The following is a 25,925-nucleotide window of genomic DNA, read 5'->3' as shown; positions in this document are numbered from 1 at the left end:
CATTCTCGGCTCGGGAGGGGCCGCAGGCCCCGTTTCACGTCCCGGATGACCCTACCCCGCCGACGGGCATAGCCTGCGGCTGTCGGAACACCTCTGAGGTTAACAGACCCCCTACAGGTGGGGTCCAAAGGGGGGTTAAGGGGCAGGATAATTTTTAGGGCCCAATACCCCAGTTTTGGAGCACCTACCGGTTCTCCGAAAACTGACGTGTAAAACATTGGGCTCTGCGAGACTGTCCCGGCGCGCTTTGGCTGAGGCCAAATCGCACGATCCAGGGGGATCGTGGCCGCGGAGGAGCGAGGGCAGCCGGAGCTGAACGCCCGTTCCCTCGCATTCGTTTCGCGAAGAAGCGCATCCGTCGTGAGTACTATGCAAGTACTTGCCGTCACAGAACGCTCCGGCTACGGGCGGACGACAGGCGCCCGCATGCGATTCCGGCATCTGCCGCTCTCTGGCTCAGTTTGGCCCACCCAGCCAACTGCGTACGTTGCAGGGTGTTGGCACCACACGAATAAACATGGCGATGGAGCGCCGCACAATTGGGAGTGCAGGGTGCGGTTGTTCTCACAACAAGAAATTTTCCGCGCTCTAAGGGCGGGAAGGGAGGATCAATCGCCAGTCTCTTAAATGGTTCGTGAGGCGATTGTTTGCTGGCGTGCAAGTGCAGAGCAGGGGGCGTAGCTCGCCGGGTATGGTCCTGAATCCGTATTTAAAAGAGGGGTAGCATCCAAAATAATTCGGATATCGGCTATAAAATGATCGTGTCCCGTATTTCACGAATCATTCAATGACCCAAGACGAAGCCGAAGAAATCGTCCGCCGCGACCTCGCTCGTGGATTGTCTATCGCTGGCCGGATCGCTGAAGCTGAGCGCCGCGCGCTCGAGCGACTGGAGAGGCGAAGCAGCTCGCCCCGGAATTTTGCGGCACTCGTTGAGGCTTTTCACAGTCCAGGCTTGAGGACGGCACGAGACTTCAACCAGTCATCCGCTTTCAAAACGGCGCCGCGTCCGGAGGCGCCCGATACCGGCGGCGTGACCTTTCACTTCTCGGTGACGTCAGTCTCGAAGAGCAATCGCATTGTGGCCGCTTACGCCGGTCGTGCCCCTTCCGGGAGTGCAGATCAGCATGGGAGTTACATTGAACGAGACGGAGCCGCGGAAGCGTTTGTTGATCCTGAATCCATGAGCTTCGGGCAGGAGGAGGCCGCCGGCGGTCAGGCCTACATCGAACGCGTATCTGCTTCCGAGCGGGTCGATGAAAAGGACGCAATCATCGTCTCGTCGTTTGGGAATATCGCTGATACGAAGGAGGAGCGGCTTGAGTTCTGGAAGAAGCTTGAAAAGGTCGAGCAAAGCGCTCGGGGGCACAAGTTTACCATCAACCCTTTCAGAGGAGCTGACTTCTGGAATGCCGTGCGCGAGCATCTCGCGGCAGGCAAGGATGTCCCTGCGCCCCTAGCCCAGGCGTTGCAGCACTGCCTCACCGACGTGGCACCTTTCGATGTGACGCTGCGGGACGAGGACGCCATATCACTTCTCAAGTTTGCCCATTCAATCGGAGACTTCGAGACGGATGGGGCGATCAAAGTTTCACTGGGGCGCGGCGGTCGTGTCCAGACGAGGATCATCGCTGAACTCCCTCATGAGGTCACCCCCGCTCAGCGGCTAGAACTTGTAAAGGAGTATTGTGCGGAGTTCGACCGCCTCGGATTACCGTATTGGGCCGTGATCCACGCTCCCGACAAGCACAATGACCGTCGGAACTTCCATGTGCACATTGCCCTCAGTGAGCGGCCGGCGAAACGAATGGTTCATCCCGCGACAGGCGAGACAGTCTGGGATTTCGAGATTGTCGAAACCTATAAAACCGCTCGCCGGCAAACGAGACACCGTCACCCGTTTATTCAGAAGCGAAACCGAGAGGTTCATCACTCGTCCTGGATCAGTGCCGAGCGGCGGCGATACAGCAAAATTCTGAACGATCACCTGGAACAGGCGGGAATCTCCAAGCGATACGACCATCGCTCCTACAAAGCGATGGGTCTTTCCCAAAAGGCCAAGGAGCGTATCGATCCGAAGATTTACGCTAAGGAGCGTAAGGGCCAGATGACCGAGCAGGGCCTTGAGGCCGCGCGTCAGCAATGGACTGCTGCCGTCGACGATTTGCATCGTGAGTGCCGGGAAGCGGCCGAACTCGTCGTCCGCGCCAGTTACGCCAACCGGGTTTTCCTTCACACCCTTCACAGCCAAGGGCATCCGGAAACCTCCAGGTTCGAGGGGCTCATGCGCAAGGCCACCGACCTTCACGGCTTTCTGCTGTCCGCCCTTGTAGCCAAGCGGGCTTCCGATTTCGTAGCCGACAAGATGGTGTCCAGGGCCCGACTGAAAAAGCCAACCGGGCGCACGAAGATCGACAGAATTCTCATAGAGGTCGCTGCCGAGATCAGGGCGACAGAGGGTGAGCATTTCAAAGCGATCACCGATAGGGTCAGGGCCGATTACCGGCAACAGGCGCTCAAGATTGCCCATATCCGTTCGAATTTCCTGCATGCGTTCCAAAAGCAACTGTTCAGTGAGCTGGTGGATGTGATGGCGCCTCAGAACCAAGTCCGGGACGAGGAACCGAGACAGGTCATGACCCTTGAGGAAGTGACGGAGATGACTGCCAAGTGGTTTCCAAAGTACTCAAGCCTCTCGGATCGACCGCCGGAGCCGCAGAAGCCAAAGAGCACGCTCTCGGCAGTCGACCGGCTTCTCGGGCCGAACTTCTTCAATCCAAAGAATGCGGGCAGGAAGCCTGAGCCGGTCACGAAAGCGCCTCCGTCTGCCAAAGCGTCCGCGCCGAAGGCACTTCATTTGAAGCACGAACAGCCAAAGTTCCCCGTCCACGCTCAGGTCAGGCCTGCTGCCCGACAGCAGTCATTGTCGCCCGGTCAGGCGCAGACGCAGGGGCCTTTAACGGGCATGTCGCAGGTGCCCACTAAGAAAGCTGCGGTGCTCAGGGCTGAAGTACCACTGAAACAGGAAGTACTACAGAAACAGACGGGGCTACCAAGTCGGACACAGCCGCTGGCTTCCAGCATGGAAAGAACTTTGCCTCGGAAGGAGCAAGTTCCGGTAAAGACGCCGATAACGCCCTTGAAGGCTCCGGAGCAGTCTCCGCCTCCATTGCCGCAACCTATACCCGCCGAGAACAGCGCGTCGGACGAGGTCGAGGAGATCGAGAAGAAGAGGAAGCGAAAGAGAGACCAGGAGATAGCTTCCAAGGAGGCGCAGTCTGCCGAGAAGAGCGCAAAGCTCAAGGAAGAACAGCGTGCTAGAATGCTTATTATCCGGCGGAAGATGTTGCAGGATAAGGGGCGGGGTCGGTAGACGCTGTGACTCAGGCTACAAGGTTCTAGCCCACAAATGTTGCTTTAGCACTACAGTTGCACCCGCCACTCATGGGCTCATAATCTCCTGATCTGACACAGGAGGCTGCCATGACGGGTGTGGCCATCGAGCAGATGCTCGAGCTCTGGTGTGTGGAGTTGCGTCAGGTCAAAGCTCACCTGAAGTCCCTGTTCGCCCATCCCAGTATCGCGGCCTCGGCGGCCGCCTTTCTCGATGGGCTGCTCGGCCCTGAGCGGCGTAAGACGGGGTGGATGCGGGCCGAAGCCGCCGGTGATCCGGGTCCCTGGCGCCAGCAGGCGGTGCTCGGCCGCAGCCACTGGGACGCGGATGCTCTGCGGGACATGGTGCGCGACTATGCCCTTGAGACGCTCGCCTCACCCGGGGCGGTGCTGGTCCTCGACGAGACTGGCTTTCTCAAGCAGGGCCAGCACTCGTGTGGCGTGGCCCGCCAGTACACCGGATCAGCCGGCAAGATCACGAGCTGCCAGATCGACGTCTTTGCCGCTTATGTGTCCGACACGGGCTGCACCTTCATCGACCGTCAGCTGTATCTGCCCAAGGACTGGACCAACGATACCATCCGGCGGCAAGCCGCTCATGTTCCCGCCAGCCTTCGCTTCGTCACCAAAACCGAGATCGCCGCACAGATGATCGCGCGGGCTCTAGCAGCGGGCGTTCCCTTCGACTGGGTCGCGGCCGACACGATCTATGGTGTGAGAGCGGTCGAAATGCAGCTGCGCCGGGCCGGCAAGGGCTACGTGCTTGGCGTTCATGCCACTGATCAGTTCTCCTCCTGGATCGGCAAACCCGACGTTGCCGGCACGGCCGAGCAGATCGCACAGGAACTCGCCCCTGGAGCATGGAAGCGCCTGTCGGCGGGAGACGGCACCAAGGGGGCACGTCTGTATGACTGGGCCTACATCGAACTCGCCGATCTTGAGGCGGAGGAATACAGCGATGACCTCACCGGCCTGTGGACACGCGGTCTGCTGATCCGGCGCAACCTCTCTGATGGGGACCTGGCGTTCTTCTCGACCTGGTGCCCGGCTGGCACTTCGATTGAAGAGTTGGTGCGGGTGGAGGGGCAGCGCTGGGCGATCGAGGATGCGTTCGAGACCGCCAAGACCGAGTTGGGGCTCACCCACAACGAGACCCGCTCGTGTCACGGCTGGCATCGGCATGTGTCGCTGGTGATGCTGGCGTTTGCCATGATGGCCGTGGTGCGCCAGCGCGCCAACACTCTCACGTCACCCCAAAAAAGAAGCGACGAAGCCAGGCTGCAGCGCTGGTGCGATGGTCTGTCCAGGAAATCCGCCGCGTGGCCACACGCCTCCAGCAACGCCGGATCGAGCCTGCCTTTGTGATCGCCTGGTCCGCGTGGCGCCGCGCGCATCAGGCGATGGCGCAAGCCTCACATCGCAAACGAAAGGTGCAAATGTAATGTTAGTTGCCATAACAGAACACGTCTATGATGAAGTCTTTCGGCTCTTGCGCCTCTGGGATGCCACCGGTTCAGACTTGGGTCTGGGGGCCGCCTTTGCGCGCATGTTTTTGACCTCTGTTGAGGCTGATGATTTGACTGAGGCTGCCTTCGGTTGCATCGGAGAAACTAGGCTAGGATCTGCTCCAGCCGTTCGGGCTAAGGTTCGCGCGCTGTGCGTTGAGGAACTCCCACGTTCAGTAGCGCGCGGGTTGATTGCTTTGGAGAGCTCCTCCACCTGGAGAGCCAAATTGATCTGGCTCTGAGCCAGCTGTTCCTGTTGTGAGATTAGATGCTGAAGCAGATGAGCGAGGTCAGGTGTGAGACCTGAAGGGATCTGCTGTCGTCGATCGGACATGGAGCGAGAAGAGAAGGGCGATGGGTCCCTCGTTGTCTCTTCTAACGACGCTTGCTCATTCCTCAGACGATCCAGAAAGCCGGACGACCCGCCGGGGATGCCCGTGTCGAGACGCGTCCCGATAAAGGTGAGGAACGGAATGCCCAGGCTGTCGGCAATCTTTTCAAGCACCAGCACAGTGACGTTCGACCTCATGCGGATCAGGCTGTCCAGATGCCGATCGCTCAGGCCGGTGCGCTTGCCCAGTTCCGCCAACGAGAGATGCTCAAGACGCCGGACCAAATCGAGATTGGCGCTGACATTCTGCAGCGTGGCGCTGTGGACGAAGTCATCTTCACCGAAGGACTTGCGGGTCATGCCGGAGATCTCCTGGCTGGTTTTCTGATCGGGATGTCGAATAAGCACGGAAGGAACCGGAGCGGAAGCCGGATCGTATTGATCAAAGGGTCAGAGCTGCTTTTCATCGGCGGGCTAATTGTTTGGCGCCTCATCCCAGGCCCGCTCAGGTTCGGGACCACTTGGTAGCGGCACAGGCTTGCTCTGGAGAGCCTGGCTTGCCGCCCAGAGACGGTAGGCGACTGCAGCAGTCTGCTGGTAGTTCTTGGAGAGTGTATCCTCGATGGCTGTTAGCCGATCCAGGATTGCCTTCAGATCCGCAGCCGGAGGAGTGTTTGGCGGGCTGTCCAGTAAGACCCACTCCAGCCAGTCAAGGCCAAGCCACTGAACGATGAAGGCGACCAGAACCTCTGGACTGCTGCCGAAAGCGACAATGGCAATATCCGAATAGTCGGCGTGAATGACCCTGTTCACGAGGGCGCAATCAGCCTGCCCGGCACACCAGAGCTGCATATCCTGCCACCACACCTGGATCGCTTCAACAGGACCCTCAGCTTTAACGGTAGCGTTCTTTAGGTTATAATGCAGCAATCCCTCGACCTGGGTGGTGAAGAACAGCTCCGGATAGCCGGGGAGGGCGTAGTTGACACGCTTCATCGGAAACAAACTCCTCAGAGATTTCGTGGAATCGAGTAGGCACTGACGAACAGGAGCAAAACCAGAAGAGGAAGATCTCATCCGATCTCATTGGCCATGAATCTGCTCCCGAAACGCCGGATCGCTGAGGACCCGGGCGGCTTTGGCCAAGCGCAGGGCGTCAGGACCAGCCCGATGCGGATGCGGGTAGATCTGCTCCACGAGGGTGAGTAGCCGCGCTGCCTCCTGTGGGTTGAGTTCAGCCTCCTGGGCCAACCCGCCATATAGGCGCTCGACATCGCCCACAGGCCAGCTCTTCCTCCGACCTGCTGCGGCGTAGAGGCGGCCAAGCCACCAATCATCATGCTGAGGGGCATCCGACACGACAAGCCGGCCGGAGGTAGCCGCATCCAAGCGGGTGCAAGCCTCCTCGACGGACAAGCCATCGGCATCGAGCATGGCCGGCCTGATGCCGTGAATGGCCGCTGATTGCGTTGACCAGCCGGTATCAAAATGCCAGGTCGCGTGCGGTCGGATGAGAAAGCTCTCAGGCTCTGCCTCATCGTCGAGGACCCAGCCGATCTCGATCGGGAACGAGGCAGAACTCAGGCCCGACGCCTCGACGTCGACGAACAGCACGTCAAAGCCCCGAAAGGTCAGCCGCATGAGAGCTCCAGATTGAGCGGGAGGAAATGAAGGCCATCCGGGTCATGACGATCCCAGCAGGGCCTGCACATGATCGAGCACTCTCTGTGGTCCATCTGGTGCTTGCAGGACATCAAGGGGGCGGGCGCCAAAGGCAGTGTTGTGGCTTGTCATCCAACTCGCGGCTGATTCCGGCTTGCCGCCGAGGCCATGGTCGAGAACCCGACTCAGGCGCAGGAGCGGAGCCATGCGGACGAGCGTCAGTCGATCTTGGATCAGGGGTACTTGGTTCTCCCTGGCCTGCTCGATCTCTGCGACAGAGGGGCCCAGGATCTGAGCCAGGACCGGATCGGGAAGGCCAAGGTGGGCTGCTGCTCGCAGGGCGGCCTGAGAGACCAGGTTGGCATCCTCGGTTCCCAGGGAGGGGAGAGGCGTTGCTGACCGGCCGCATGCATCCCGCCGTCTGCAATGCCACTCGTTGAGGAGCACGGCGCCCCAACCCAGGCAGCAGACGATCAGCGGCAGAATGACTGCGGCAAACCAGAACTCAAAGCTCATGACCGGCCAGCCCCAGGAGCAGAGGCGTCCTCGAGCAGGTCCTGCACCAGAACAAGGAGCGCGCGCTCGTCAAGAGGCCATAGCGACCAGGGATCTTGGGTCAGGTCGAGGCCCCGGCTTGCGACGAGAACCCTGGCCTTGGCGATCAGCACCGCCCTCGAGGTCGCCGGCCGGCGAAGAATTGCGTTAGCAACGTCCACAAGAGACTGCTGATGCGCAGCAGTCTCCTGGTAAGCTGTCGTCAGCCCGATTTTGTCGGCTGCCTGGGTAGTGTCCTGATGATAGCGATGGAGGGCAGTCACAACCGCTTGCACGCGGCGCCAGAGATGGGGCGAGGCTTTGGCGGCCTCGTACAAGGCGGGAATGTCGCGGACGGTATAGTAGTAGCCGACCTCATTGTCGTGACACAGGTCAAAGAAGGCATCGACTCGGGTAGTCATAAGCACATCCGGCAAGCGTGGTTTGTGCTGTGCCCAGGTCTGTTCCAGTTGCCCGAGGCGAGTGGCCGCGACACGGGCATCGGCCAGCACGGCCGCGAAGGCGGTCTCGAGCTGCGCCCAAGTAAGGTTCTCGAACTCAGCTGTGCGTGAGGCATAAGTGTGCCCCTCACGATCCATGTCAGACATGGCGTGTTGCTCCAATAAGCGGAAATCGGTAGTCGTAAAAGAATACCGTTGAGGCAAGATCCTGTCAACGGTTTCCGTTTATTTTTGTTGGAAAACGTGCTACAGTCATGATTACCAAGGAGCAATCTCGTGCTGCAAGAGGGCTTTTAGATTGGTCGCAAGGTCAACTCGGACAGAGAGCCAACCTCAGTGAAAGCACTATTCGTGATTTCGAGAAGGGGCGCAGAATTCCCTCTATCAATAATCTTGCGGCCATAGCACGAGCGTTTGAGGCGGCCGGTATTATCTTCATTGCTGAGAACGGGGAGGGACCGGGCGTACGCCTTAAAAAGCAAAAGCCGGATGAAGACCCGCGCTCGCAGCATCTAACCTCCAGCAGAGACACGTAATAGACCCCACGGGAAACTCAGCGGTTTCACAGGAGTAAACCTCAAGTTTGGTAGCGGAGCGTGACTCGGGCCCTCGCTAGGACTTTCTACTCTAAGGCGCAGGTACACTAAGCCAATATGGTCTGGCCGGAGGCCTGAAGAATCTTGGGTATCTAAGTGTTGCATATCAGGAAAGGTGACCGATCGTACGGTATCCAGATTTTTGTTATTTTTGACCTCTGTGTATTGCCTTCTAAGAGGCTCTGGGCCATATCTATGAACAATAAGACCCGCCACGCCTCGGACGGAACTTCGGTTTCGAACTGCGCACCCTGGCGGGTTTCTTCTTTTCAATGGCTGTTTCTCGTCCTATCCGTGACGATATGAAATTTACGAAGCCGTCCCTCTCTATAGGTGAGCAAATAGCTCTTTTGGAGCGCAGAGGCATGGTCATCCCTGACCGTGCGAAAGCTGAACATTATCTTCGGCACGTGAGTTATTACCGTCTTCGGGCTTATTGGCTCCCATTCGAGCAAGCCGCCGCGGTCAATGGCGATCATCGCTTCAAGGCCGGGACTTCAATTGAGGATGCCATAGCCCTCTACGTCTTTGACCGGCAGTTACGGTTGCTCGTCATGGATGCGGTAGAGAGAATTGAGGTTTCCTTACGAGGTGGATGGGCTTACCATCTAGCCGTGAAGTACGGGCCTCATGGGTACCTCGATCCCAACATCTATGACCGCCCTCATCACTATGCAAAGGCACTGGCCAGCCTTCTTGATGAAATTGAGCGTTCTAAAGACACCTTCATCATCCACTACAACCAAAAATATGATGATCCTGAGCAACCGCCCGTATGGATGGCTGCGGAAGTTATGTCTTTAGGTCAGCTTTCGAAGTGGCTCGGTAATTTGAAGTTCCGAGCTGACCGCCAAGCTATTGCGAGACCCTATGGCCTTGATGAAAAAGTTTTGGTTTCCCTCGCTCATCACCTCACTTACGTGCGCAATATCTGCGCTCATCATGGTCGACTATGGAATAAGCAGTTCACGGTCACGATGACCATCCCAAACGCCCCTGGTGCTCTGAAACTGGCAATGAACCCTGAAGCAACACGGCGACTCTACAACACGCTTGCTACGATTGGATACCTGATTGGTATCGTTGCGCCTGGCTCGGAATGGCGGAAGCATCTTATGAGTTTGGTCGCCTCTTGCCCGCTGGCTGATCTCGCAGCGATGGGATTTCCAGCCAAATGGCAGACGCTTCCTGCATGGCAAGTCTCAAAGACACAATCGGACTCCCCATTGGGCTAACTAAGTCTATGAGGCTTTCAACTTCATTCGTTACGCAGGAGCCGCACCACCACGACCGTACGTATCGACGGGACAGGTCGCGCCGATCCGAGGTTATAAGCTTCGTGGCTAAAAAGTTCGCGTTGAGAGTCTTGCGGGAGGCTATGTGGCGGCGTCTTAGGTGTGTCCGGGGCTCTCATTGATGAGGCAGACGGATCACGATCAATCCGTGGGCGTTTGATCGTGGGAAGGAGGGCTGAATGGTGTCTTTCCGAACACGATGGTAATTTTCATAACAAGCCTTTTGACAGGAAGTTTGCGATCAGTGCTGTGCATCGGCTCGGTCGCAGGACGACAATGCTGCTGGAATGATGCGGCAGAACTCCGAAGCCATGTGCAAGCATGAAGTCAACGCCCTCGGTGGAGGGCAAACTAAAGTCGAAATGCGTGATCTTGGGCTTTTCGTTAGAAGGCCGCTAACAAGCGGGATCGGCCTGAACAGAAAAAAGCCGGGCCAGAGGCCCGGCAAGAGGTGAGGTCCGACAAAAACGTCAAAACCTTCCAGAGGGAACGGCCGAAACGGCGGTGCCGGGAGGAAAAAAGCACTGCCGCGTTGAAATCAGCCGTTGCTGATATCAGCCGCATGGCGCCTCATTGCAATGCAGCATGCCTCATGAATGGGCTGCGTCAGCTGCATGGCTTAGGGATTGCCTTTGATGCTCTGCTCGGGCGCAGAAGTGAAAGCCATCTCTCGCTGGGCGCTCAAGATCTCGATGGCCTTCCCATCAGGCGCAGAGAGGCATCAGCTTCTGTAACTTTCGGCTTTTCGAAGTTCAGGTTGCCGAGCTTCCACGACTGCAGGATAACACTAGCCTCTCCGATTGATTTAGGCTTCACGCCTCCCTCGACGGCACGCTCAATGTTCAACGTCTTGCCGTTCCACTCAAGCAGCAGACGGTCTTCTGGTTGAAAGCCGGCGCTGTCCCACAACGCTCGCGGCAGCCGGATTGAGGTGTAGAACCGGTCCGAACGCTTGGCGTCTGGAATGGACTTCACCACAACGGAATTGACGGCAGTCTTGCCCGCTTGCTTCTCGCTCGTCTTGGGGCGCGGGGCTTGCCTGAGTGGCTCTGTTGCGCCGCTTCCAAGATCCGACTCTGCTAGCGAAGTGGGTGTCTGACTGTGGTCCTGGGCAGAGTGTGACGTCAGCTCACCTTTGGTACCCACAGGTTCTGCTGGTTGCGGGGGCGAACTCGGAGGAGATCCGACAGCGCTGAAAGCCTCCTGCACACGACTGGTGATCCTCTCGGCCGATTGAACGATCAGAGGTGCCAAACGTGCGGTGGTTTCGATCTGCTGACCGCCAAGAGCAACCAATCTGCCCATCTGCTCTGCCATGAGTTCCATGGTAGCTCGAAGAGCCTTTAGATCTGCCGCCATCCCGGTGAGAGCCTGCTCTACCTCCAGTGAGAGGGCAGGACCTGGAACGGGCTGACGCGATGTGTCAGAGGTAGATGGGCGCGATTGCTGCACCTCTTTAGGGCGAAAGACCTCTGCCGCGAGCGCCTTGGGGTCGCCGAGGTGCCGAGCCAGAATATCGGCTGTATCCCGGTGGCGCTTGCTCGCTGTCACAGAGTGATCTTGCGGCTGTTCCCGTGCTCCCGGATCAACGTGGCGAGATTCCGACGTCTTTGATGGGGCTTGAATGCTTTGCGGCTTTGCCAGGCAGGCAGAGCACAGATCATAGGAGCGGTCACGTCCTAGCAACCATCCACGCTGTTTGAAGTAGCCTTTGAGGACACTATCGTTCGTATATTTGCTCGCTTCGTAGATGTCGGTTTGGCGGCACTGCGAACACTGAATCCGGAACCGATATTGTGAGGGCGCTCCACCGCTACGGGTGATATGGGGTTCGAACTGACGTGCAATGCCGGGCAATGATTATTTCCTACGATAACCGAAGATCGCTCTCTGAGACGAAGCGTGCCGAAGGGCATGAATTTTGCCCGTCATCATGAAAGCCATAAGGATGAATGGGCGAGCTTTATTCCAACTTTCGGCAAGATCCAAGCTCGGATGTTTCCTCCGCGCTTCGATGAAACGAGATGAAGTGCAACGGCCGGAACTGTCCTGATCCCTTGGTAGATGAGCTAGCGGAGCTATCCGTCTATTCAACAGCAGGTAGACAGATGGCTGTAGAGCTGGTCTGCCGAAGGCGGCGCGTGGTCCCGAAGAGAAATGGCAGTAATCATCGTTTCATAGGCCCCTTTGGAGCGCATGGGCGTCTTGCTTAGGAGGACTATGGGCGTTACGTCTTGGGCCGCAGGCAACTGGTAGAAGGTGCTCTGATGGGCCGGGGCAACGAACATCGTGATCGTCGACGTCAGTTTGACGCTCAATCTGTTGATCTATGGAGCGACTACGCTCCTCCACCATCGTACGAGCAGCCTGTTCGCCAGCAAGCAAATTCCTGGACCTCCGGCAGCGAGGTTGCTGCTCGGGTCAAGTGGTTCAACCCACAGAAGGGGTTCGGCTTTGTCGAGCTGACGGATGGCTCGGGTGAGGCATTCCTGCACATCAGGCAGGTCGAGGCGGCGGGCTATACGGCCCTGGAGCCCGGCACGACATTAGGGGTGAAGGTCGGCCCAGGACAGAAGGGCACGCAGGTCAATGAGGTCGTCAGTGTCGATCCTAGTACCGCCGCGCCTGAGCCGCCACGACGGGGGCTGCAGGGCAGGTCGGGTGCCCCTCGATCGGGCGGCGGCTCACCAACAACTACCGGCATAGTGAAGTGGTTCAACGCCGACAAAGGGTACGGGTTCGTCTCAGTTGAGGGCGAGAGCAAAGATCTGTTTCTGCACATCTCGGTGGTCGAGCGGGCGAGACTTGGTGCTGTGACTGAAGGACAAGTCGTTCGCGTTTCTATTGCAGAGGGTCGCAAGGGGCGTGAGCGTGAGGTCGGCGCGATCGAGGCGGCGTAGCTCTGGGGCCATATGCAGTTTGGTGCCGAGATACGTCCTTGTAGGCTTGGCCGATGTTCACTCACTCACGGGAGCTAAGGCAGTGTGGGCGAACCAAGGCATGTACTATTGTGGAATCAAGCCGAAGTGCGACGGTTAGGGCGTCATCGGTCTCCGGTCGGTCAGGGGCTGCCGGGGCGGAGTTGGTTAGGGTTGCGCAGCCCCGGCAACCTCGGATCCAGAGAGTTCATCAGGACCTCGTGGGGCGTGCGATAGCCCAGGCATTTGCGTGGGGTCGCGTTGAGCCGATCACAGATCTGAAGCAGAGCCTCCTCAGGCAAAGCGGCAATGTCCGTGTCCCGTGACAGGAAGCGCCGGACCCGGCCATTGGTGTTCTCGACCGAACCCTTTTGCCAGGGGGCCTGCGGCTTGCAGAAGTAGCTGTCCATGCCGAGCTTCTGCTTGAGCAACGGGTAATAGGCAAATTCCGTCCCGCGGTCGAACGTGATCGATAGACGCGCCGTCTCCGGCAGGGCTTTCAGCTTCTCGATCATGCCAGTCATGACCCCAGTTGAGTTGCGATCTCGGTTGCGGGTCAGGATCGTGTAACGGCTTTGGCGCTCGACAAGCGAAGTGAGATTGTACTTGCCGCAGCTTCCTGCGGAACATCATCAGATCGCCCTCCCAGTGGCCAAAGCTGGTACGGACTGCGATCTCCGCCGGGCGCTGCTCAATGGTGTTGCCCGCCGGAACGACGAGACCGCGAGGCTTGCGCTGATAGCGCGCTCGCCGCCGGCGCCGTGCCACGGGCAGATCCTGGTACAGTCCGAGCCGTTGCCCTTGAGAGCTGTAGACGAACCGGTAGATCGTCTCGTGCGACAGCCGCTCAGGCGCACCGGATACCCGTAGCCGGCCAGCGATCTGCTCTGGCGACCATCCAGCTTTGAGGCGGTCCATGACGTAGACGGCGAGCACCGGTCTGCGGGAGAGTTTGCCCAGACGCTGACGCCGGGCTCGAGCCTGCATGTCGGCGGCCACATGGAAATAGCCGCGATACAACGGCTCTTCATCGTAAACCCAGTTCCGCTTGATCTCGCGGTAGATGGTCGAGCGGTGCCGCTGCAGGCGGTCGGCGATCACACTGATCGGGATCTTGGCTGCGTGCATGCGGGCGATCTCGCGCCGCTCAGCCAAGCTCAGGCGGATGTAGGGCAGGGTCATTTAGCCTCCGAGTGCAAACCCTCTGTTTGTAACGGAATTCGCACTTCAGAATAGAATCCACCCATATAATATATTATTTCGCATAACATATCTTATGGAACGAAAACCACTGTCTCTGCCGCGCATCTGAGCTAGGCGGCAAGAGCGGTTTTCCGATTGAAGCTTTCGAGGATCCATTGCCGGACCACAGTTACCGCCGGTCGACGTTCATGATCGCCTGCATCGATCAGGAAAAACGAGGCTGGGGCGCGAACGCTTTCCGGGAACGGTCGAACAAGCGTCCCGGATTCCAAGTAGCGTTGGCAGGTGACATTGTCTCCCATGGCAAGCCCAAGACCGCCCACGGCCGCCTCGATCATCGCGAGATGATTCCCCAGGTAGTGCCGTCCCCCCGTAAGTATGCTCCCCTGCGGGACCGTTGCCAGCCAGAGATCCCATTCGTGACTATTTGCGGCACATAGCAGAGGCGTGTCCGCGAGCTCGCCGATGTCACCACTTTCGAAGAGATCCGGCCGACAGACCGGGAAAAGATCGCTGTCGGTCAGTCGCTCACTGCGTCGACCCGGCCAGATTCCATCGCCATAGCGGATACACAGATCGACATCGGAGGCGATTACTTCCTTGGGGCTGTTCGAGGGTCGAAGGTGTAGCCGCAGGTCCGGATACTGCTTCAATAGATCGCCGACTGTCTTCACCAACCAAAGGCATGTCAGCGCGGGAGGCGCACTTACCGTGACGTCACCCCGAACACTCGGCCGATCCAAGCTGATGACGGCGGTCGCCAAGAGGTCGAATCCGGAACTCAGAGGGGCAAGGAGCTGCTCGCCTGCCACCGTCAGCTTGAACCGATTGCCCGCTCGCTCCAGGAGGTCGGTCCCAACGAACGCCTCCAGAGTCCGGATCTGATGACTGACAGCCCCATGCGTCACTCCAAGCTCCTCCGCGGCCCGGGAGATCGAGCGACGGCGGGCTGCGGCCTCAAAGGCTCGGAGAGCATTGAGAGGGGGGAGACGGCGTGCGGCCATTGTTAGATTTCCTCACAGTAGAGCCGGAGACATTCTCGATTGCGTGAGCCCATCTGTCTAGAGCAAGGTCTGGGTCTCTGGCGGAGGCCGCGGCTGATCGCATGGAGGTTCTGTAACAACTCAGAAAAGGGAGCGGCTCAGTGAAGCGTCTTCAGGTATTCGGCATTGCGGCTCTGGGGTTTCTTGCGGCCACAGCTAGCGCCTTCGCGCAAGCAAAGAAATGGGAAACCGTGAAGATCGCCACGGAGGGCGCATATGCCCCGTGGAATTTCACCGGCCCTGGCGGCAAGCTCGAAGGTTTCGAGATCGATCTCATTGCCGAGCTCTGCCCGCGGATGAAGGTGAAGTGCGAGATCGTGGCCCAGGATTGGGATGGCATCATTCCGGCCCTCAGCGCTGGCAAGTACGACGCCATCATGGCCGGAATGCAGATCACCGATAAGCGGCTGGAAACCATCAATTTCTCGCGGCCGTATGCCCGCACCCCTGGCGCCTTCCTCGTTCCTAAGGACTCTCCCCTGGCAAAGGTGCCGAACGACAAGGTCTTCGATATCGGCGCGGATGCTGCGGCGGCCCAGAAGGCTGCTGACGAAATCAAGCCGCTCCTCAAGGGCAAAGTCGTGGGCGTCCAAGGCTCAACCACCCTCGCAACCATGATGGAGCGCCTGTTCCAGGGCGTGGAAATCCGCGAGTACAAGACCACAGAGCAGCATGATCTCGATCTTGCCGCTGAGCGCGTCGACGCCGTAGCCGCGGCCACGACGACCCTCGACACCACCTTGAGCAAGCCGGGCTTTGAGAACTTCGTCATTGCCGGTCCCGGCTTTACCGGCGGCTTCATGGGGCGGGGTGTTGCAGCAGGTTTGCGGAAAGCCGACCAAGACCTGAAGGTCATGTTCGACGAGGCGATCGCATCGGCCCTGGCCGACGGCACGATCTCGCGGCTGTCCCAGAAGTGGTTCAAACGCGACCTAGCCGCAAAGTAATAAGTATCAGCCCTTCTGAAAGCGCCCCGCTCGACTCAGCCGGCGGGGCACGCTGCCTCTTTTCAAGAGGACAAGTACCGCGGGAGCAGACGCTCCAGCGGTACTCGTCCCCTGCCCTCCTTCAAACCTGGAGTCGGACGATGTCCTTTCGCGTTCTCTCGGCACAAATCATGCACGAGTCGAATTCCTTCAGCGTGCGCCTAACGTCTCTGGACCGTTTCGCCGACGTGATCCTGCTCCACGGTGACGAGGCCCTGCGTGCGCTCGATGGGACGAATACCGAGGTCGCGGGTTTCCTGGATGTTGCACGCGAGAAGAGCTGGGAACTGGTTCATGTCATCAGCGCCCACGCTAATCCGGCAGGCTGTGTCACCGAGGAGGCTTTCGAGGAGATCTTGAAAGTCGTCGAGGACGCCGCCCGTCGGGAGCGGGAACGGCTCGATGGGATTCTGCTCGCATTCCACGGCGCCATGGTCACAACCCATTCAGGCGATGGCGAAGGGGAGATTCTCGGACGTCTCCGCGCGGTTGTCGGTCAGGATGTTCCGATCGCCGCGACCTTAGATCTGCATGCCAACGTCACCCGGCGCATGTGCGAACTGGCCGATATTCTCGTGTCCTATAAGACCTATCCGCATATCGACATGCGCGTGGCCGGCCGGCATGCGGGCGAGTTGCTGCACCGGACCATGGCTGGCGAAATCAAGCCCCACACTCTCTTCGTGCGCCCGCCCATGCTGGAGGACGCCAATGGCGGCCGCACGGATGTCGGGCCGCTTGTCGCCGTGATGGGCCGCGCCCGGGCTTATGAAAGCGAGCCCAACGTTCTCGCGGTGAGCGTCAACGGCGCCTTCCCCTATGCCGATATCGATGAGATCGGCCCGACCATCACGGTGACTTATTCCGGAGATCCGGAGCCCCACCGGCTGGTTGCCGAAGAGATGGCGAAGGCCATGTGGGACATGCGCCATGATCTCGTCAACCGCTTCCTGTCGCCTGAGGAGGCAGTAGCTTCCGCGCTTGCGGGCGATGACCGGCCGGTGGTCATCGCGGATTATGCCGACAATCCCGGAGCTGGAGGGTACGGCGACGGCACAAACCTGCTTCGGGCCCTGATTGCGGCAGACGCAGACGCCTGCGTCTGCCCGATCGTGGACCGCGAGACTGCCTCGCAGCTGCAGAGCAGGAAGCCCGGTGAAACGGTATCGATCCGCCTTGGTGGCAAAGTGAACGCGTCCTTCGGTGGCGAACCGCTTGACCTCACTGGCACGCTGATGAGCGTATCCGATGGCAACTACACCTGTGATGGACCGATGTATGCGGGTGTCCGCATGTCCTTTGGCCCAACGGCGGTGATCGAGGTTGGGCGCGTTCAGGTCGTCATCGTTACCGAGCCTCATCAGTGTCATGACCTCCAGCAATTCCTTGCTTTTGGCATTGACCCTCGCGCCAAGAGGATCGTTGGTGTCAAATCCATGCAGCATTTCCGGGCCGCATTCGAGCCGATCGCAAGCCGGGTTCTGGTGTGCGACAGCGGGGCGCTGGCCTCTCCGGATTTGAGGAAGTTCACCTTCACGCGCGTGCCGAGACCGATGTATCCGCTCGAGCCCGATACTCCCTACAACCCCGAAGTCTTTATTCGCTCTCAGTCTTCTGAAAAGCGTGTCATCGCGGAGAGCCGAGCATGACACAGCACTCCCCTGCCTGGCTCGATGCTGCTGCCGTCGAAGACCGGATGAGGCGCGTTGACGCCGTCGCGGCGATGCGCGACCTCTTTAAGGCGCACGGACAAGGCCGTGTAACTCAGCCGCCGCAGGTCCTCACCCTTCTGCCCGACAACCGGGGCGACTTCATCACCTACTCGGGTGTTCTGCCGGAGGACGGTGTCTTCGGAGTCAAGGTTTCGCCTTATGTGGTCACCCCGTCCGGCGGCAAGGTCACGGCCACGACGATGCTGATGAGCCTTGAGACGGGACAACCCTTGCTGTTCTGCGACTCGCTGGCGCTGACGACGGAGCGAACCGCCGCAACAACGGCTTTGGCGGTCAACCTCCTCGCCCGAGCTGATGCCGCCAATCTGGCAATCATCGGCAGCGGCCCCATTGCCCTGGCTCACCTGCGTCACGTCCTGCCGCTTCGGTCGTGGAAGCGGGTCCGCATTCATTCACGCAACATCTTTGCCAAGAAGGAGATCCTTGAGGCGCGCCTTGGTGAACTCCGACCGGTCCCTGAGATCGTTGACGACCGCTCTCTCGCGGTGGCCGATGCCGATGTGGTGCTGCTTTGTACGTCCGCCGGCACCCCGGTTCTACTGATGGAGCATATCAGGCCGGGGATGCTTGTGACCTCGATCAGCACGAATGTCGCGCGAGCCCATGAAATCCCGCCGGATGCCTTGGCGCGAATGAATGTCTATTGCGATGATCGGTCGACAACTCCCCTCATTGCGGGTGAGATGATGCTGGCCTCCGAGAACGGGTGGTCCCGCGACGACATCCGCGGCGATCTGGGTGAACTTGCCTGCGGCAAGGCGCAGGCCCCCTCCCCTGATCGAGCTAGCTTCTTCCGATCCATGGGCCTTGGCATCGAAGACGTGAAGATGGCGCTTGAGATCCACCGCGTGAGCTCGCACGCGTCCTAAGCCGATGACACAGCTGCATCCTGAAATCCGCGCCGATGTCATCGTGCTGGGAGCTGGCATCGTGGGCGTCTCCGCCGCACTGCATCTTCAGATGCGGGGGCGCAATGTCGTCCTGATTGACCGACGCGGCGCGGGTGAGGAAACGAGTCACGGCAACGCTGGGCTGATCGAACGGTCGAGCGTCATCCCCTACGGGTTCCCCCGCGATCTCAGGACTGTCCTCCGCTATGCCCTGAACCGCTCCGCAGACGTCCGTTCCGACTGGCGCTTCCTGCCTCGGATCCTCCCTTGGCTCTGGAAATTCTGGCGCGAATCCGCCCCCGGATCCTTGGAAAAGGCAGCGGCCGACATGCTGCCTCTCATCGAGCGGTCAGTTTCAGAGCATGAACTCCTCATGGCAGAAGCCGGGCTTCTGGGGCAATTGCGCCGGACGGGCTGGATCGAGGCATTCCGCAGTCGGAAGTCTCTCGACCAAGCAGCGAAGCATGCAGCGGCTCTTGAGCTTTATGGGTTGCATTTCGATATCCTCGACGGCAAGAGCCTTCGTCAGCGCGAGCCTCACACATCCGAGACCCTCATTGGTGGAATTCATTGGCGGGATCCGGCGACGGTTCCTGACCCCGGCGGTCTCGTAAAAGGATACGCTGACCTGTTTCTGCGACGCGGCGGCCGTTTCGTTCAAGGTGACGCCCTAACGCTTCAGCAGGACGGCATCGAATGGACGGTCTGCAGCCGGGATAGCTTAGTCCGCGCCCACAATGTCGTAATTGCTCTCGGACCATGGTCCGACGCGGTCCTCCGTCCCCTAGGCTATCGCGTTCCGCTGGTCGTCAAGCGCGGATACCACATGCATCTTCGGCCACAGGCCGGTGCTGTCCTCCACCATCCCGTGGTCGACGTGGACGGCGGCTTTCTTTTGGCGCCGATGACGCGCGGTATCCGCCTAACCACGGGTGTCGAGTTCGCTGCTCGTGACTCGGCGCCAGCGCCTCGGCAACTGGACCGGACAGAACCCCTCGCACGTGAGATTTTCCCGCTTGAGGGGCGCGTTGATCCACAGCCGTGGATGGGAGCCCGCCCCTGTCTGCCTGATATGCGTCCCGTTATTGGCGCTGCTCCAAAGCACAAAGGTCTCTGGTGCGCCTTTGGCCACAATCATCATGGCTTGACCCTTGGGCCGGTCACCGGGCGTTTGCTGGCCGAGATGATGACTGACCGGGAAACGTTCACTGACCCAAAGCCCTATTCTATTGATCGCTTCATGTCCTGAACCCCATGGCGGAACACGGCGTAAGCTGAGGCGGCGTCATTGGCGTTTCTAATTGAGCCGATGAGTGTGTATCGCGCTGCTATCCTCAGGTTTTCGGGGCAATGTCGATCTTGAACCACTTCATCGAGAGTTTCTGGATGGTGCCGTCCTGAGTGGCCGCGTTGATTGCCTCATTGAGCTTCTGCTTTAACTCGGCGTCCTCCTTGCGCAGACCAATGCCGACCCCGTTGCCCTGAATGCCACCGGTGACAGCAGGCCCGACGAGGGCGTAGTCCTTGAATTCCGGCTTACCGAGGGTGCCGATAATCGCAGTAGCGTCCGCCAGCACCGCATCAATCCGCCCTGCCAGAAGATCCAGGTCATGGGCTTCGGTGGTCTTGTACTCCCGAATGTCGGCCGTACCCTTCAGGTACTTCTCGGCGAAGACGGGATGAGTGGTGGAGACTTGAACGCCGATCGTCTTGCCCTTGAGCAGCGGCTTCGTCGCCTCAATTGCCTTCTCGGCCTCCGCTTGCTGGCTTACCAGATTATAGGTTTGCCCTGTCCCCGGCATCTTGGCGAGTGGCGAATCCTTCGCCACAAGATAACCATTTGGCGAGTCAGCATAGGGGCCTGCGAAGTCAATGACCTGCTTGCGTTCGTCGGTGATGCTCATGCCGGCCATGATGGCATCGTATTTCTTCGCCTGAAGAGCGGGGATGATCCCGTCCCAGTCCTGGGCCACAATCTCGCACTTTACTTTGATGCGGCGGCAAAGTTCGTTGGCGAGATCAATGTCGAAGCCTTCGAGCTTGCCGCCCGCACCTGTGAAATTCCACGGGGCATAAGCGCCTTCCGTAGCGATCTTGATGACTCTGTCCTGTGCAGCAGTCACACCACCTGCCAGAGTGGCAGCGATCGCAGCCAACGCGAAGCTCCTCATGATAGTCATTGCCGTTCCCTGGGTTTTCTCTCGTCTGACTGAGAAGCTGGATTCTAACCCGAGGCAGGATTCATTGGTACCGTCGCTTTCGTAAAAGGCTCATTAGCACCAGCTCGGCTACTCAAGAGTAATAACATTTCTTCTTGCAGGATCAGGACATTCTACCTTTGCGGCTACAAGAAAAAAGACTGGTAACAACATTATGGAACCTAAGACATTCAGAATATTAGAAAGTTCAACCGCAAAAGTCGATAACGCCGCCATATGTCTCATGCGTCCACTGAAGGCAAAACCCGGCCAAATCGAACTAGTATGCCTACAGCGCATATGTCATGTGTGCTGACCTATCTACCGCACTACAGCAGAAACGTTATCTATTCGTGACAGGAGGCTCATTGAACGCTTCTGTAGAGGGACAACAATCATGCTCGTAACTGCGATCCTCAGCGTCGTCATGCGCGTCGTCAATGCGACTGCCTACGCGAACCAGATCAGGGCCGAACGCATTCTGAATGCGCATCTCGCACGCGCTGGCAACAAGCTCGACTGAGAACGCGGGCGAGCCCTAAAGGCAAGCTTCTGCAGTTTTTGTGAGGCAAATCACAGCTTTGCTGTCACTGGATGCTGCTGACATCAGCAACAACTAGGCGACGTGCCGTTGACCGGGAAAACTGGACACGAAGTCGTTCCAGGCGTGAAGAGCCGCTCCCACTGCTTCTGCCGCTGTCCCGCACGGTTCTGACAAAGGGCCTTGGGGTGCGACTTCGCTTTCGCAGCTGAGGCAGACATAATGCGCCTCGTATTGCCCGTACAATTCAAGGCAATTGATCCCTAATTCGAACCTTCTGCACACGGGGCATGGTCTAGGCTCAGTCATTGTCGTTCCACTCTACCGTTGAGACGGACTTTGCGGATTAGGTAAACACTATTCTACACGCACGAGTTCGGCGCTCGTGCCTTTTCGAGGCTCTCACTCGCTGATGTTGAGGATCGAGATCTTCGACTCTTCCCGCCGCCACAACCAATAGCACTCCTGAATAGCCTCACGGGCGAGCTCCGGTTCGCGATCCCTTAGGGCTTGCACGAGTGCGCGGTACGCTTCGACGTTTCGCTCGAATGCACCGCGGACCATCGAGATGATCCTCACCTTGTTCGCAATCACAGACCGAATGACGGATGACAGGCCATCGATCACGATCACAATCACGGGGTTGCGACACGCCCGGGCAAGGCTGGCGTGGAGCTCGAACTGGAGATCGACCACATCCTCCAAGGAATCTGATGCGGCGATCTGGTCGATGAGGTCATCGAGCGCCTCAAGGTCAGCGGTGCTGGCCTGGATTGCCGCGGCTCCCGCCATCTCCCGGCCGATCATTTCCATGGCATTCTGGATCTGATCGATCGAGATGAAGCCGAGCTTCAGCGCCACTCCGAAGTAAAACTGCAGGAACCGGGAGTTCGGCAGCGCCAGATAGGTCCCGCTGCCCTGGACCCGCTGGAGCAGCCCGAGCGTTTCGAGAACGGTCAGCCGGTCCCGCAGAGTGGGACGCTGGATGCCGAGTTGGTCGGCCAGCTCACGCTCTGTGGGAAGCTTGATCCGCCCGCTGCTGTCGGGCCTGAGCTCCATTGCGATGTCAATGACACGTGCAAGGATATCGTCTTCGCCATCGGTCATCTAAAACCGTAGTTCCTTTTACCCAGTGGCCCGCGCCCCGAGACGGGGCCTTGCCTCCTCGTCCGCGTAGGGGCCAGAACTACGATCTGCAAGGGCGTGCATCAAGTCGCGTAGCTGTGGGTAGGCTGCGTCAAAGATCGTGAACATGCGGTCGTAGGTCTCGATCGTCCGTTGGGACCCGGGCCGGATCGCCGTTGCGCTGGCCGAGATCAATGGAAGCTCCCCATCGTCGCTGCCCGTGAACAGCCCTGCCGCTATGGCGCCGAGCAGGCCCGCTCCCAGTGCTGCAGCGTCGGGCATGTCAGACATGATATAGTCGAGCTTCAGCACGTCCGCCTTCATCTGTCCCCAGAACTTGTTTCGGGCTCCGCCGCCCACGCTGAGCATGCGCTCCGGGCGCTTGCCCCATTTGGCGGAACCCCGCTCCAGAATCTGCCGCAGGCCGAAGGTCGTCCCCTCAAAGACGGCGCGGACCATATCCTGTCGGCTGTGTCGGAGGAGTAGCCCGAGCCAGCTACCGCTCGCCTCTGCGTCCCAGATGGGGCTCCGTTCGCCGGCAAGGTAGGGCAGGAACAAGAGACCATTGGCTCCCGGAACCGACTCCTGCGCCAGGCGCTCCAGCTCGGCAAGGGTCTTGAGTTCCGGCCAGACCTTGTTGTTGAGCCAACCGAACGCACCGCCTAGCGTCGACATCGCCCCGTGGGCGAGCCAGCGGCCGGGCACGATATGATGGCGATGCAGGAACGACGGCTCGAAGTCCGGGCGGTCAAGGCAGAAGGTAATGACCCCGGACGTGCCGACGGATTCAAAAACCTCGCCGCTGTCCGTTAGGCCGACCGCGAAGGAAGCCGCTGCCGTATCGGCAGCGCCAAGCGCTACAGGGGTACCGGCAGGAATCCCGGTCAAGGAGGAAGCTTCATCCGTCACCCGCCCGATCATATCGGTGCAGGAGCTGATTTCCGGCAGGAGCGCTGCGTCGAGTCTCCACCTGGCCAAGAGGTCGCGGCTCCAGGACGGCCTAGGATCCGCAATGCGCATCAGACCTGAATAAGAGGCTTGCGTCGGCTCGATGCCGTCCTGGCCACCGAGGCGGCGAGCCAGGAAACCGTTGAGCATGGTAACCCGCCGCACCTTGGCCCAAGCGGCGGGCTCATTCTCGCGGATCCAGGCCAGGTTGGCAGCCCAGCAGGTGGATGTGCTGGCCCGGTTGCCGGTCTGCTGCACATCGGCGTCAGCGTCGGCACCGACCACGTTTTCGAGACCCGCCTGAGCCCGGCCATCAAGGTAAAGGATGCCCGGCCGGATCGCTTGCCCCTTCTCGTCGAGGACGATGGTCGTCGGACAGGTTGTGGCGAGCCCGATCGAGACGATCGTGGGGACGCGGGCGGCAACCTCTCGAACGGCATCGGCGGTGGCCGCCCAGTAGCGGTCGAGGTCGATTTCGGCCCAGAGCGGATAAGGTGTGACCACGGGAACCGCCCGGTGTGCCTTCGCCACCAAGCGGCCTTCGCGCGTGAAGGCACAAACCTTGATCCCGCTTGTTCCAGCATCGACCCCGAGGAAGGCTTCAGTCATTGCGGATTGCCACCTTAAGGGCTCGCCCACTCTCGGCCTCCTTCAGCGCCTCGACGGCATCCGCCAGTCCGAAGCGATGGGTCACAAGCGAGTTGGCATCGATGAGCCCGCCTGCCAACAGGTTGAGAGCTGTCTCGTAGTCCTGCCGGCGCAGCGCGCTGGCTCCGGTCACGACGATCTCGTTGTAATGCACGAGATTGACGTCGAACGTCGCCATGTCACCCGCCGAGAAGCCCGCGAACAGGTTGACGCGGCCGCCCTTGCGCACGAGCTTCAATGCCTCGTTGGCAAGCGCCGGAACACCGATGGCCAGGATCGCCACGTCCGCGCCGAGCCCGTCCGTCACCCCGCGGATCACCCCTGCCAGATCCTCCTTGGTCGGATCGCAGGCGATGTCGACGCCGCGCTCGAGGGCAGCCTGGCGGCGCATCTCATTGGGCTCGCTGACGATGACCAGGCGTGCCCCGGCCCGGCGCGCGAGCGCCGCATGCATGAGGCCAATCGGCCCTGCCCCGAGGATGACCACCACGTCACCGAGCTCAATGCCGACATTGCGCAGACCATTGATGCAGCACGCCAGCGGTTCTGCCAGAGCCGCCGCCTCGAAGGGCATCCCCTGCGGGATACGCACGGCGTTGCCGGACTCGAGCGCCAGCGCCGGCACCTTCAGGTACTCGGCATAAGCCCCGTCGAACTCGTATCCGATCGCCTGACGATTCTGGCAGACATTCTCCCGGCCGGTCTTGCAATAGGCGCACTTGCGGCAGGGAATGACAGGATTAACCGACACCGGGTCACCGCAGGAAAACTGCGAGACGCCTGCCCCTACCTCAACCACCTCCCCCGCGAACTCGTGGCCGAGAACGGACGGGAAGCGGACGCCCTTGGTCTTGCGGCCGCGCAGGATGCGGATATCCGTCCCGCACACAGTCGCGGCCCTTACCTTCAGGATCAGCTCGCCGGGTCCGGCGGACGGAGTTGCGACATCCTGCAAGACGACGTCGTCGGGAGCGCGAAGAACGGCTGCCTTCATTTCTGGAGGTCCTTCTCTTCCTCGAGAGCGCGATCATAAACCTTGAGAGCCGCCTCGACGCTGGCATCCTCGTGCATCAAAGCGGACAGGGACTTGATCACGGCGGAGGTGTGCGGGTGAGACCACACGAACCGGCCATAGGTGACGCCGCGCATGCCGACATCGAGCGCCTGGCGGGTCATGCGCAAATAGTCCTCCAGAGTCTCGCCCATCTCGCCACCGGCGAGCGCCACGATGGACGGGCAGGCATCGACCACCGAGCGGAAGCTCTCGGCCGAACCAGACCACATGGTCTTGATGATGTCGACGCCGAGTTCTGCACCAGCGCGGACCGCATAGGCCAGCACCTCAGCGTCGTGCTGGTCCTTGATCAGCGCGCCCTTCGGATAGATGTGGGCGACGAGTGGCATGCCGGCCGAAGCTGCGTCCTTGGAAATCTTGCCGAGGAAGGTCAGTTGTTGGGCCTGGTCGGGACCACCCACGATACAGCCCACCGAAATGGCGTCGGCGCCGAAGCGCACCGCCTCCTCCACGTCAGCGACCGGCGTGTCATAGGTCGGATGGTATTGCACCGAATAGGCGCTCGCCTTCAGGATGATCGAAGCCTGTCCGGCATAAGGCGCGAACACCTTCTCGGCGATGCCCTTGTGCATGGTGATGCCGTCCGGCTTACCGGCCACGACCTTGCGCATCACGGAGCGGATGTCCACCAGCCCGGGCATCATTCCGCGGGTGATCGGATGATCAACCGTGATGGCGAGCATGCGACCCGACTTGGGGTTCACGATCCGGTTGAGGCGAACTTCTTTCCCTAGAAACATAGAGGCTCCTTAATGCACGGTCGGATTGTGCCGACGAAACAGGGATTTCATTTGGTTATACCAATTACGTGACGCAAGCAAGCGCAATGTACGATTGGTA

At 59.7% G+C, this 25,925-nt stretch carries 22 protein-coding genes and 1 pseudogene; 10 read left to right on the top strand and 13 right to left on the bottom strand.

Going from position 1 to position 25,925, the window contains the following annotated elements; translation table 11 throughout:
- Positions 1–787 precede the first annotated feature (787 nt).
- Entirely contained in the window at positions 788–3,373 is a 2,586-nt protein-coding gene (locus BLP10_RS16095) for a MobA/MobL family protein (RefSeq protein WP_091136816.1), read from the top strand.
- Between the two features lie 110 nt (positions 3,374–3,483).
- Positions 3,484–4,758, top strand: coding sequence for an IS701 family transposase (locus BLP10_RS16090; protein ID WP_425286961.1), 1,275 nt, complete (start codon positions 3,484–3,486; stop codon positions 4,756–4,758).
- Positions 4,759–4,860: 102 nt separating this feature from the next.
- Here BLP10_RS16090 and BLP10_RS16080 read toward each other — a convergent pair whose 3' ends face one another.
- The 5 genes from BLP10_RS16080 to BLP10_RS16060 all read right to left on the bottom strand — a co-directional run bounded on the left by BLP10_RS16080 (position 4,861) and on the right by BLP10_RS16060 (position 8,033).
- Positions 4,861–5,589 (bottom strand): helix-turn-helix domain-containing protein, encoded by a 729-nt coding sequence (locus tag BLP10_RS16080; RefSeq protein WP_091136811.1) that lies wholly within the window; start codon positions 5,587–5,589, stop codon positions 4,861–4,863.
- A 114-nt stretch (positions 5,590–5,703) separates the two neighbouring features.
- Positions 5,704–6,225 (bottom strand): hypothetical protein, encoded by a 522-nt coding sequence (locus BLP10_RS16075; RefSeq protein ID WP_091136808.1) that lies wholly within the window; start codon positions 6,223–6,225, stop codon positions 5,704–5,706.
- Positions 6,226–6,312: 87 nt separating this feature from the next.
- Positions 6,313–6,870, bottom strand: a complete 558-nt coding sequence (locus BLP10_RS16070) for a 3'-5' exonuclease (RefSeq protein ID WP_091136806.1) — start codon at positions 6,868–6,870, stop codon at positions 6,313–6,315.
- A gap of 42 nt (positions 6,871–6,912) precedes the next feature.
- Positions 6,913–7,407: an antitoxin Xre/MbcA/ParS toxin-binding domain-containing protein gene (locus BLP10_RS16065; RefSeq protein WP_091136803.1), complete on the bottom strand. Its 495-nt coding sequence runs from the start codon at positions 7,405–7,407 to the stop codon at positions 6,913–6,915.
- On the bottom strand, positions 7,404–8,033 hold the full coding sequence (locus tag BLP10_RS16060; protein ID WP_091136801.1) for a hypothetical protein: 630 nt from the start codon (positions 8,031–8,033) through the stop codon (positions 7,404–7,406). The genes BLP10_RS16065 and BLP10_RS16060 overlap by 4 nt, the downstream gene beginning before the upstream one ends.
- Positions 8,034–8,140: 107 nt before the next feature.
- Here BLP10_RS16060 and BLP10_RS16055 point away from each other — a divergent pair, with 107 nt between their 5' ends.
- Both BLP10_RS16055 and BLP10_RS16050 read left to right on the top strand, forming a co-directional pair.
- Positions 8,141–8,422 (top strand): helix-turn-helix domain-containing protein, encoded by a 282-nt coding sequence (locus BLP10_RS16055; RefSeq protein WP_091136798.1) that lies wholly within the window; start codon positions 8,141–8,143, stop codon positions 8,420–8,422.
- A gap of 425 nt (positions 8,423–8,847) precedes the next feature.
- On the top strand, positions 8,848–9,717 hold the full coding sequence (locus tag BLP10_RS16050; RefSeq protein WP_244510581.1) for an Abi family protein: 870 nt from the start codon (positions 8,848–8,850) through the stop codon (positions 9,715–9,717).
- A 741-nt stretch (positions 9,718–10,458) separates the two neighbouring features.
- On the opposite strand, the gene BLP10_RS16045 is transcribed toward BLP10_RS16050, so the two are convergent.
- Positions 10,459–11,634 (bottom strand): hypothetical protein, encoded by a 1,176-nt coding sequence (locus BLP10_RS16045; protein ID WP_091136793.1) that lies wholly within the window; start codon positions 11,632–11,634, stop codon positions 10,459–10,461.
- Positions 11,635–12,044: 410 nt separating this feature from the next.
- Here BLP10_RS16045 and BLP10_RS23880 point away from each other — a divergent pair, with 410 nt between their 5' ends.
- Positions 12,045–12,677, top strand: coding sequence for a cold-shock protein (locus tag BLP10_RS23880; protein ID WP_091136791.1), 633 nt, complete (start codon positions 12,045–12,047; stop codon positions 12,675–12,677).
- Positions 12,678–12,838: 161 nt separating this feature from the next.
- Here BLP10_RS23880 and BLP10_RS16035 read toward each other — a convergent pair.
- Both BLP10_RS16035 and BLP10_RS16030 read right to left on the bottom strand, forming a co-directional pair.
- Positions 12,839–13,877, bottom strand: a pseudogene (locus tag BLP10_RS16035) (IS30 family transposase).
- A gap of 131 nt (positions 13,878–14,008) precedes the next feature.
- The gene (locus BLP10_RS16030; protein WP_091136789.1) at positions 14,009–14,902 is read right to left on the bottom strand and encodes a LysR substrate-binding domain-containing protein; all 894 of its coding nucleotides are present in this window, start codon (positions 14,900–14,902) and stop codon (positions 14,009–14,011) included.
- 140 nt (positions 14,903–15,042) lie between these two features.
- Between BLP10_RS16030 and BLP10_RS16025 the strand changes: the two genes are divergently transcribed.
- The 4 genes from BLP10_RS16025 to BLP10_RS16010 all read left to right on the top strand — a co-directional run bounded on the left by BLP10_RS16025 (position 15,043) and on the right by BLP10_RS16010 (position 19,799).
- A complete protein-coding gene (locus BLP10_RS16025; RefSeq protein WP_091136787.1) occupies positions 15,043–15,888 on the top strand; it encodes a transporter substrate-binding domain-containing protein in 846 nt (281 codons plus the stop codon).
- 140 nt (positions 15,889–16,028) lie between these two features.
- The gene (locus tag BLP10_RS16020; protein WP_091136784.1) at positions 16,029–17,576 is read left to right on the top strand and encodes a M81 family metallopeptidase; all 1,548 of its coding nucleotides are present in this window, start codon (positions 16,029–16,031) and stop codon (positions 17,574–17,576) included.
- On the top strand, positions 17,573–18,529 hold the full coding sequence (locus tag BLP10_RS16015) for an ornithine cyclodeaminase family protein (RefSeq protein WP_091136782.1): 957 nt from the start codon (positions 17,573–17,575) through the stop codon (positions 18,527–18,529). The genes BLP10_RS16020 and BLP10_RS16015 overlap by 4 nt, the downstream gene beginning before the upstream one ends.
- Before the next feature lie 4 nt (positions 18,530–18,533).
- Entirely contained in the window at positions 18,534–19,799 is a 1,266-nt protein-coding gene (locus BLP10_RS16010; RefSeq protein WP_091136780.1) for an NAD(P)/FAD-dependent oxidoreductase, read from the top strand.
- A gap of 85 nt (positions 19,800–19,884) precedes the next feature.
- Here the strand turns inward: BLP10_RS16010 and BLP10_RS16005 are convergent, their stop codons facing one another.
- A complete protein-coding gene (locus tag BLP10_RS16005; RefSeq protein WP_342026201.1) occupies positions 19,885–20,706 on the bottom strand; it encodes a lysine/arginine/ornithine ABC transporter substrate-binding protein in 822 nt (273 codons plus the stop codon).
- A gap of 439 nt (positions 20,707–21,145) precedes the next feature.
- Between BLP10_RS16005 and BLP10_RS23875 the strand changes: the two genes are divergently transcribed.
- Complete coding sequence (locus tag BLP10_RS23875; protein WP_280141111.1) at positions 21,146–21,271, top strand: hypothetical protein; 126 nt, start codon at positions 21,146–21,148, stop codon at positions 21,269–21,271.
- 420 nt (positions 21,272–21,691) lie between these two features.
- Here the strand turns inward: BLP10_RS23875 and BLP10_RS16000 are convergent, their stop codons facing one another.
- Genes BLP10_RS16000 through BLP10_RS15985 form a run of 4 tightly spaced genes read right to left on the bottom strand, consistent with a single transcriptional unit; the run spans position 21,692 to position 25,825 of the window.
- On the bottom strand, positions 21,692–22,396 hold the full coding sequence (locus tag BLP10_RS16000; protein ID WP_091136775.1) for a FadR/GntR family transcriptional regulator: 705 nt from the start codon (positions 22,394–22,396) through the stop codon (positions 21,692–21,694).
- A gap of 18 nt (positions 22,397–22,414) precedes the next feature.
- The gene (locus tag BLP10_RS15995) at positions 22,415–23,971 is read right to left on the bottom strand and encodes a xylulokinase (RefSeq protein ID WP_091136772.1); all 1,557 of its coding nucleotides are present in this window, start codon (positions 23,969–23,971) and stop codon (positions 22,415–22,417) included.
- Entirely contained in the window at positions 23,964–25,004 is a 1,041-nt protein-coding gene (locus BLP10_RS15990; RefSeq protein ID WP_091136769.1) for a zinc-dependent dehydrogenase, read from the bottom strand. Before BLP10_RS15990 ends, BLP10_RS15995 begins: the two co-directional genes overlap by 8 nt.
- Positions 25,001–25,825 carry a class I fructose-bisphosphate aldolase gene (locus tag BLP10_RS15985; RefSeq protein ID WP_091136767.1) on the bottom strand — a complete coding sequence of 275 codons (825 nt, stop codon included), beginning with the start codon at positions 25,823–25,825 and terminating at the stop codon, positions 25,001–25,003. Before BLP10_RS15985 ends, BLP10_RS15990 begins: the two co-directional genes overlap by 4 nt.
- Positions 25,826–25,925 lie beyond the last annotated feature (100 nt).

The sequence above is a fragment of the Microvirga guangxiensis genome (assembly GCF_900102135.1).
Classification (GTDB): domain Bacteria; phylum Pseudomonadota; class Alphaproteobacteria; order Rhizobiales; family Beijerinckiaceae; genus Microvirga; species Microvirga guangxiensis.
This window is presented reverse-complemented; position numbering and strand designations above follow the sequence as displayed.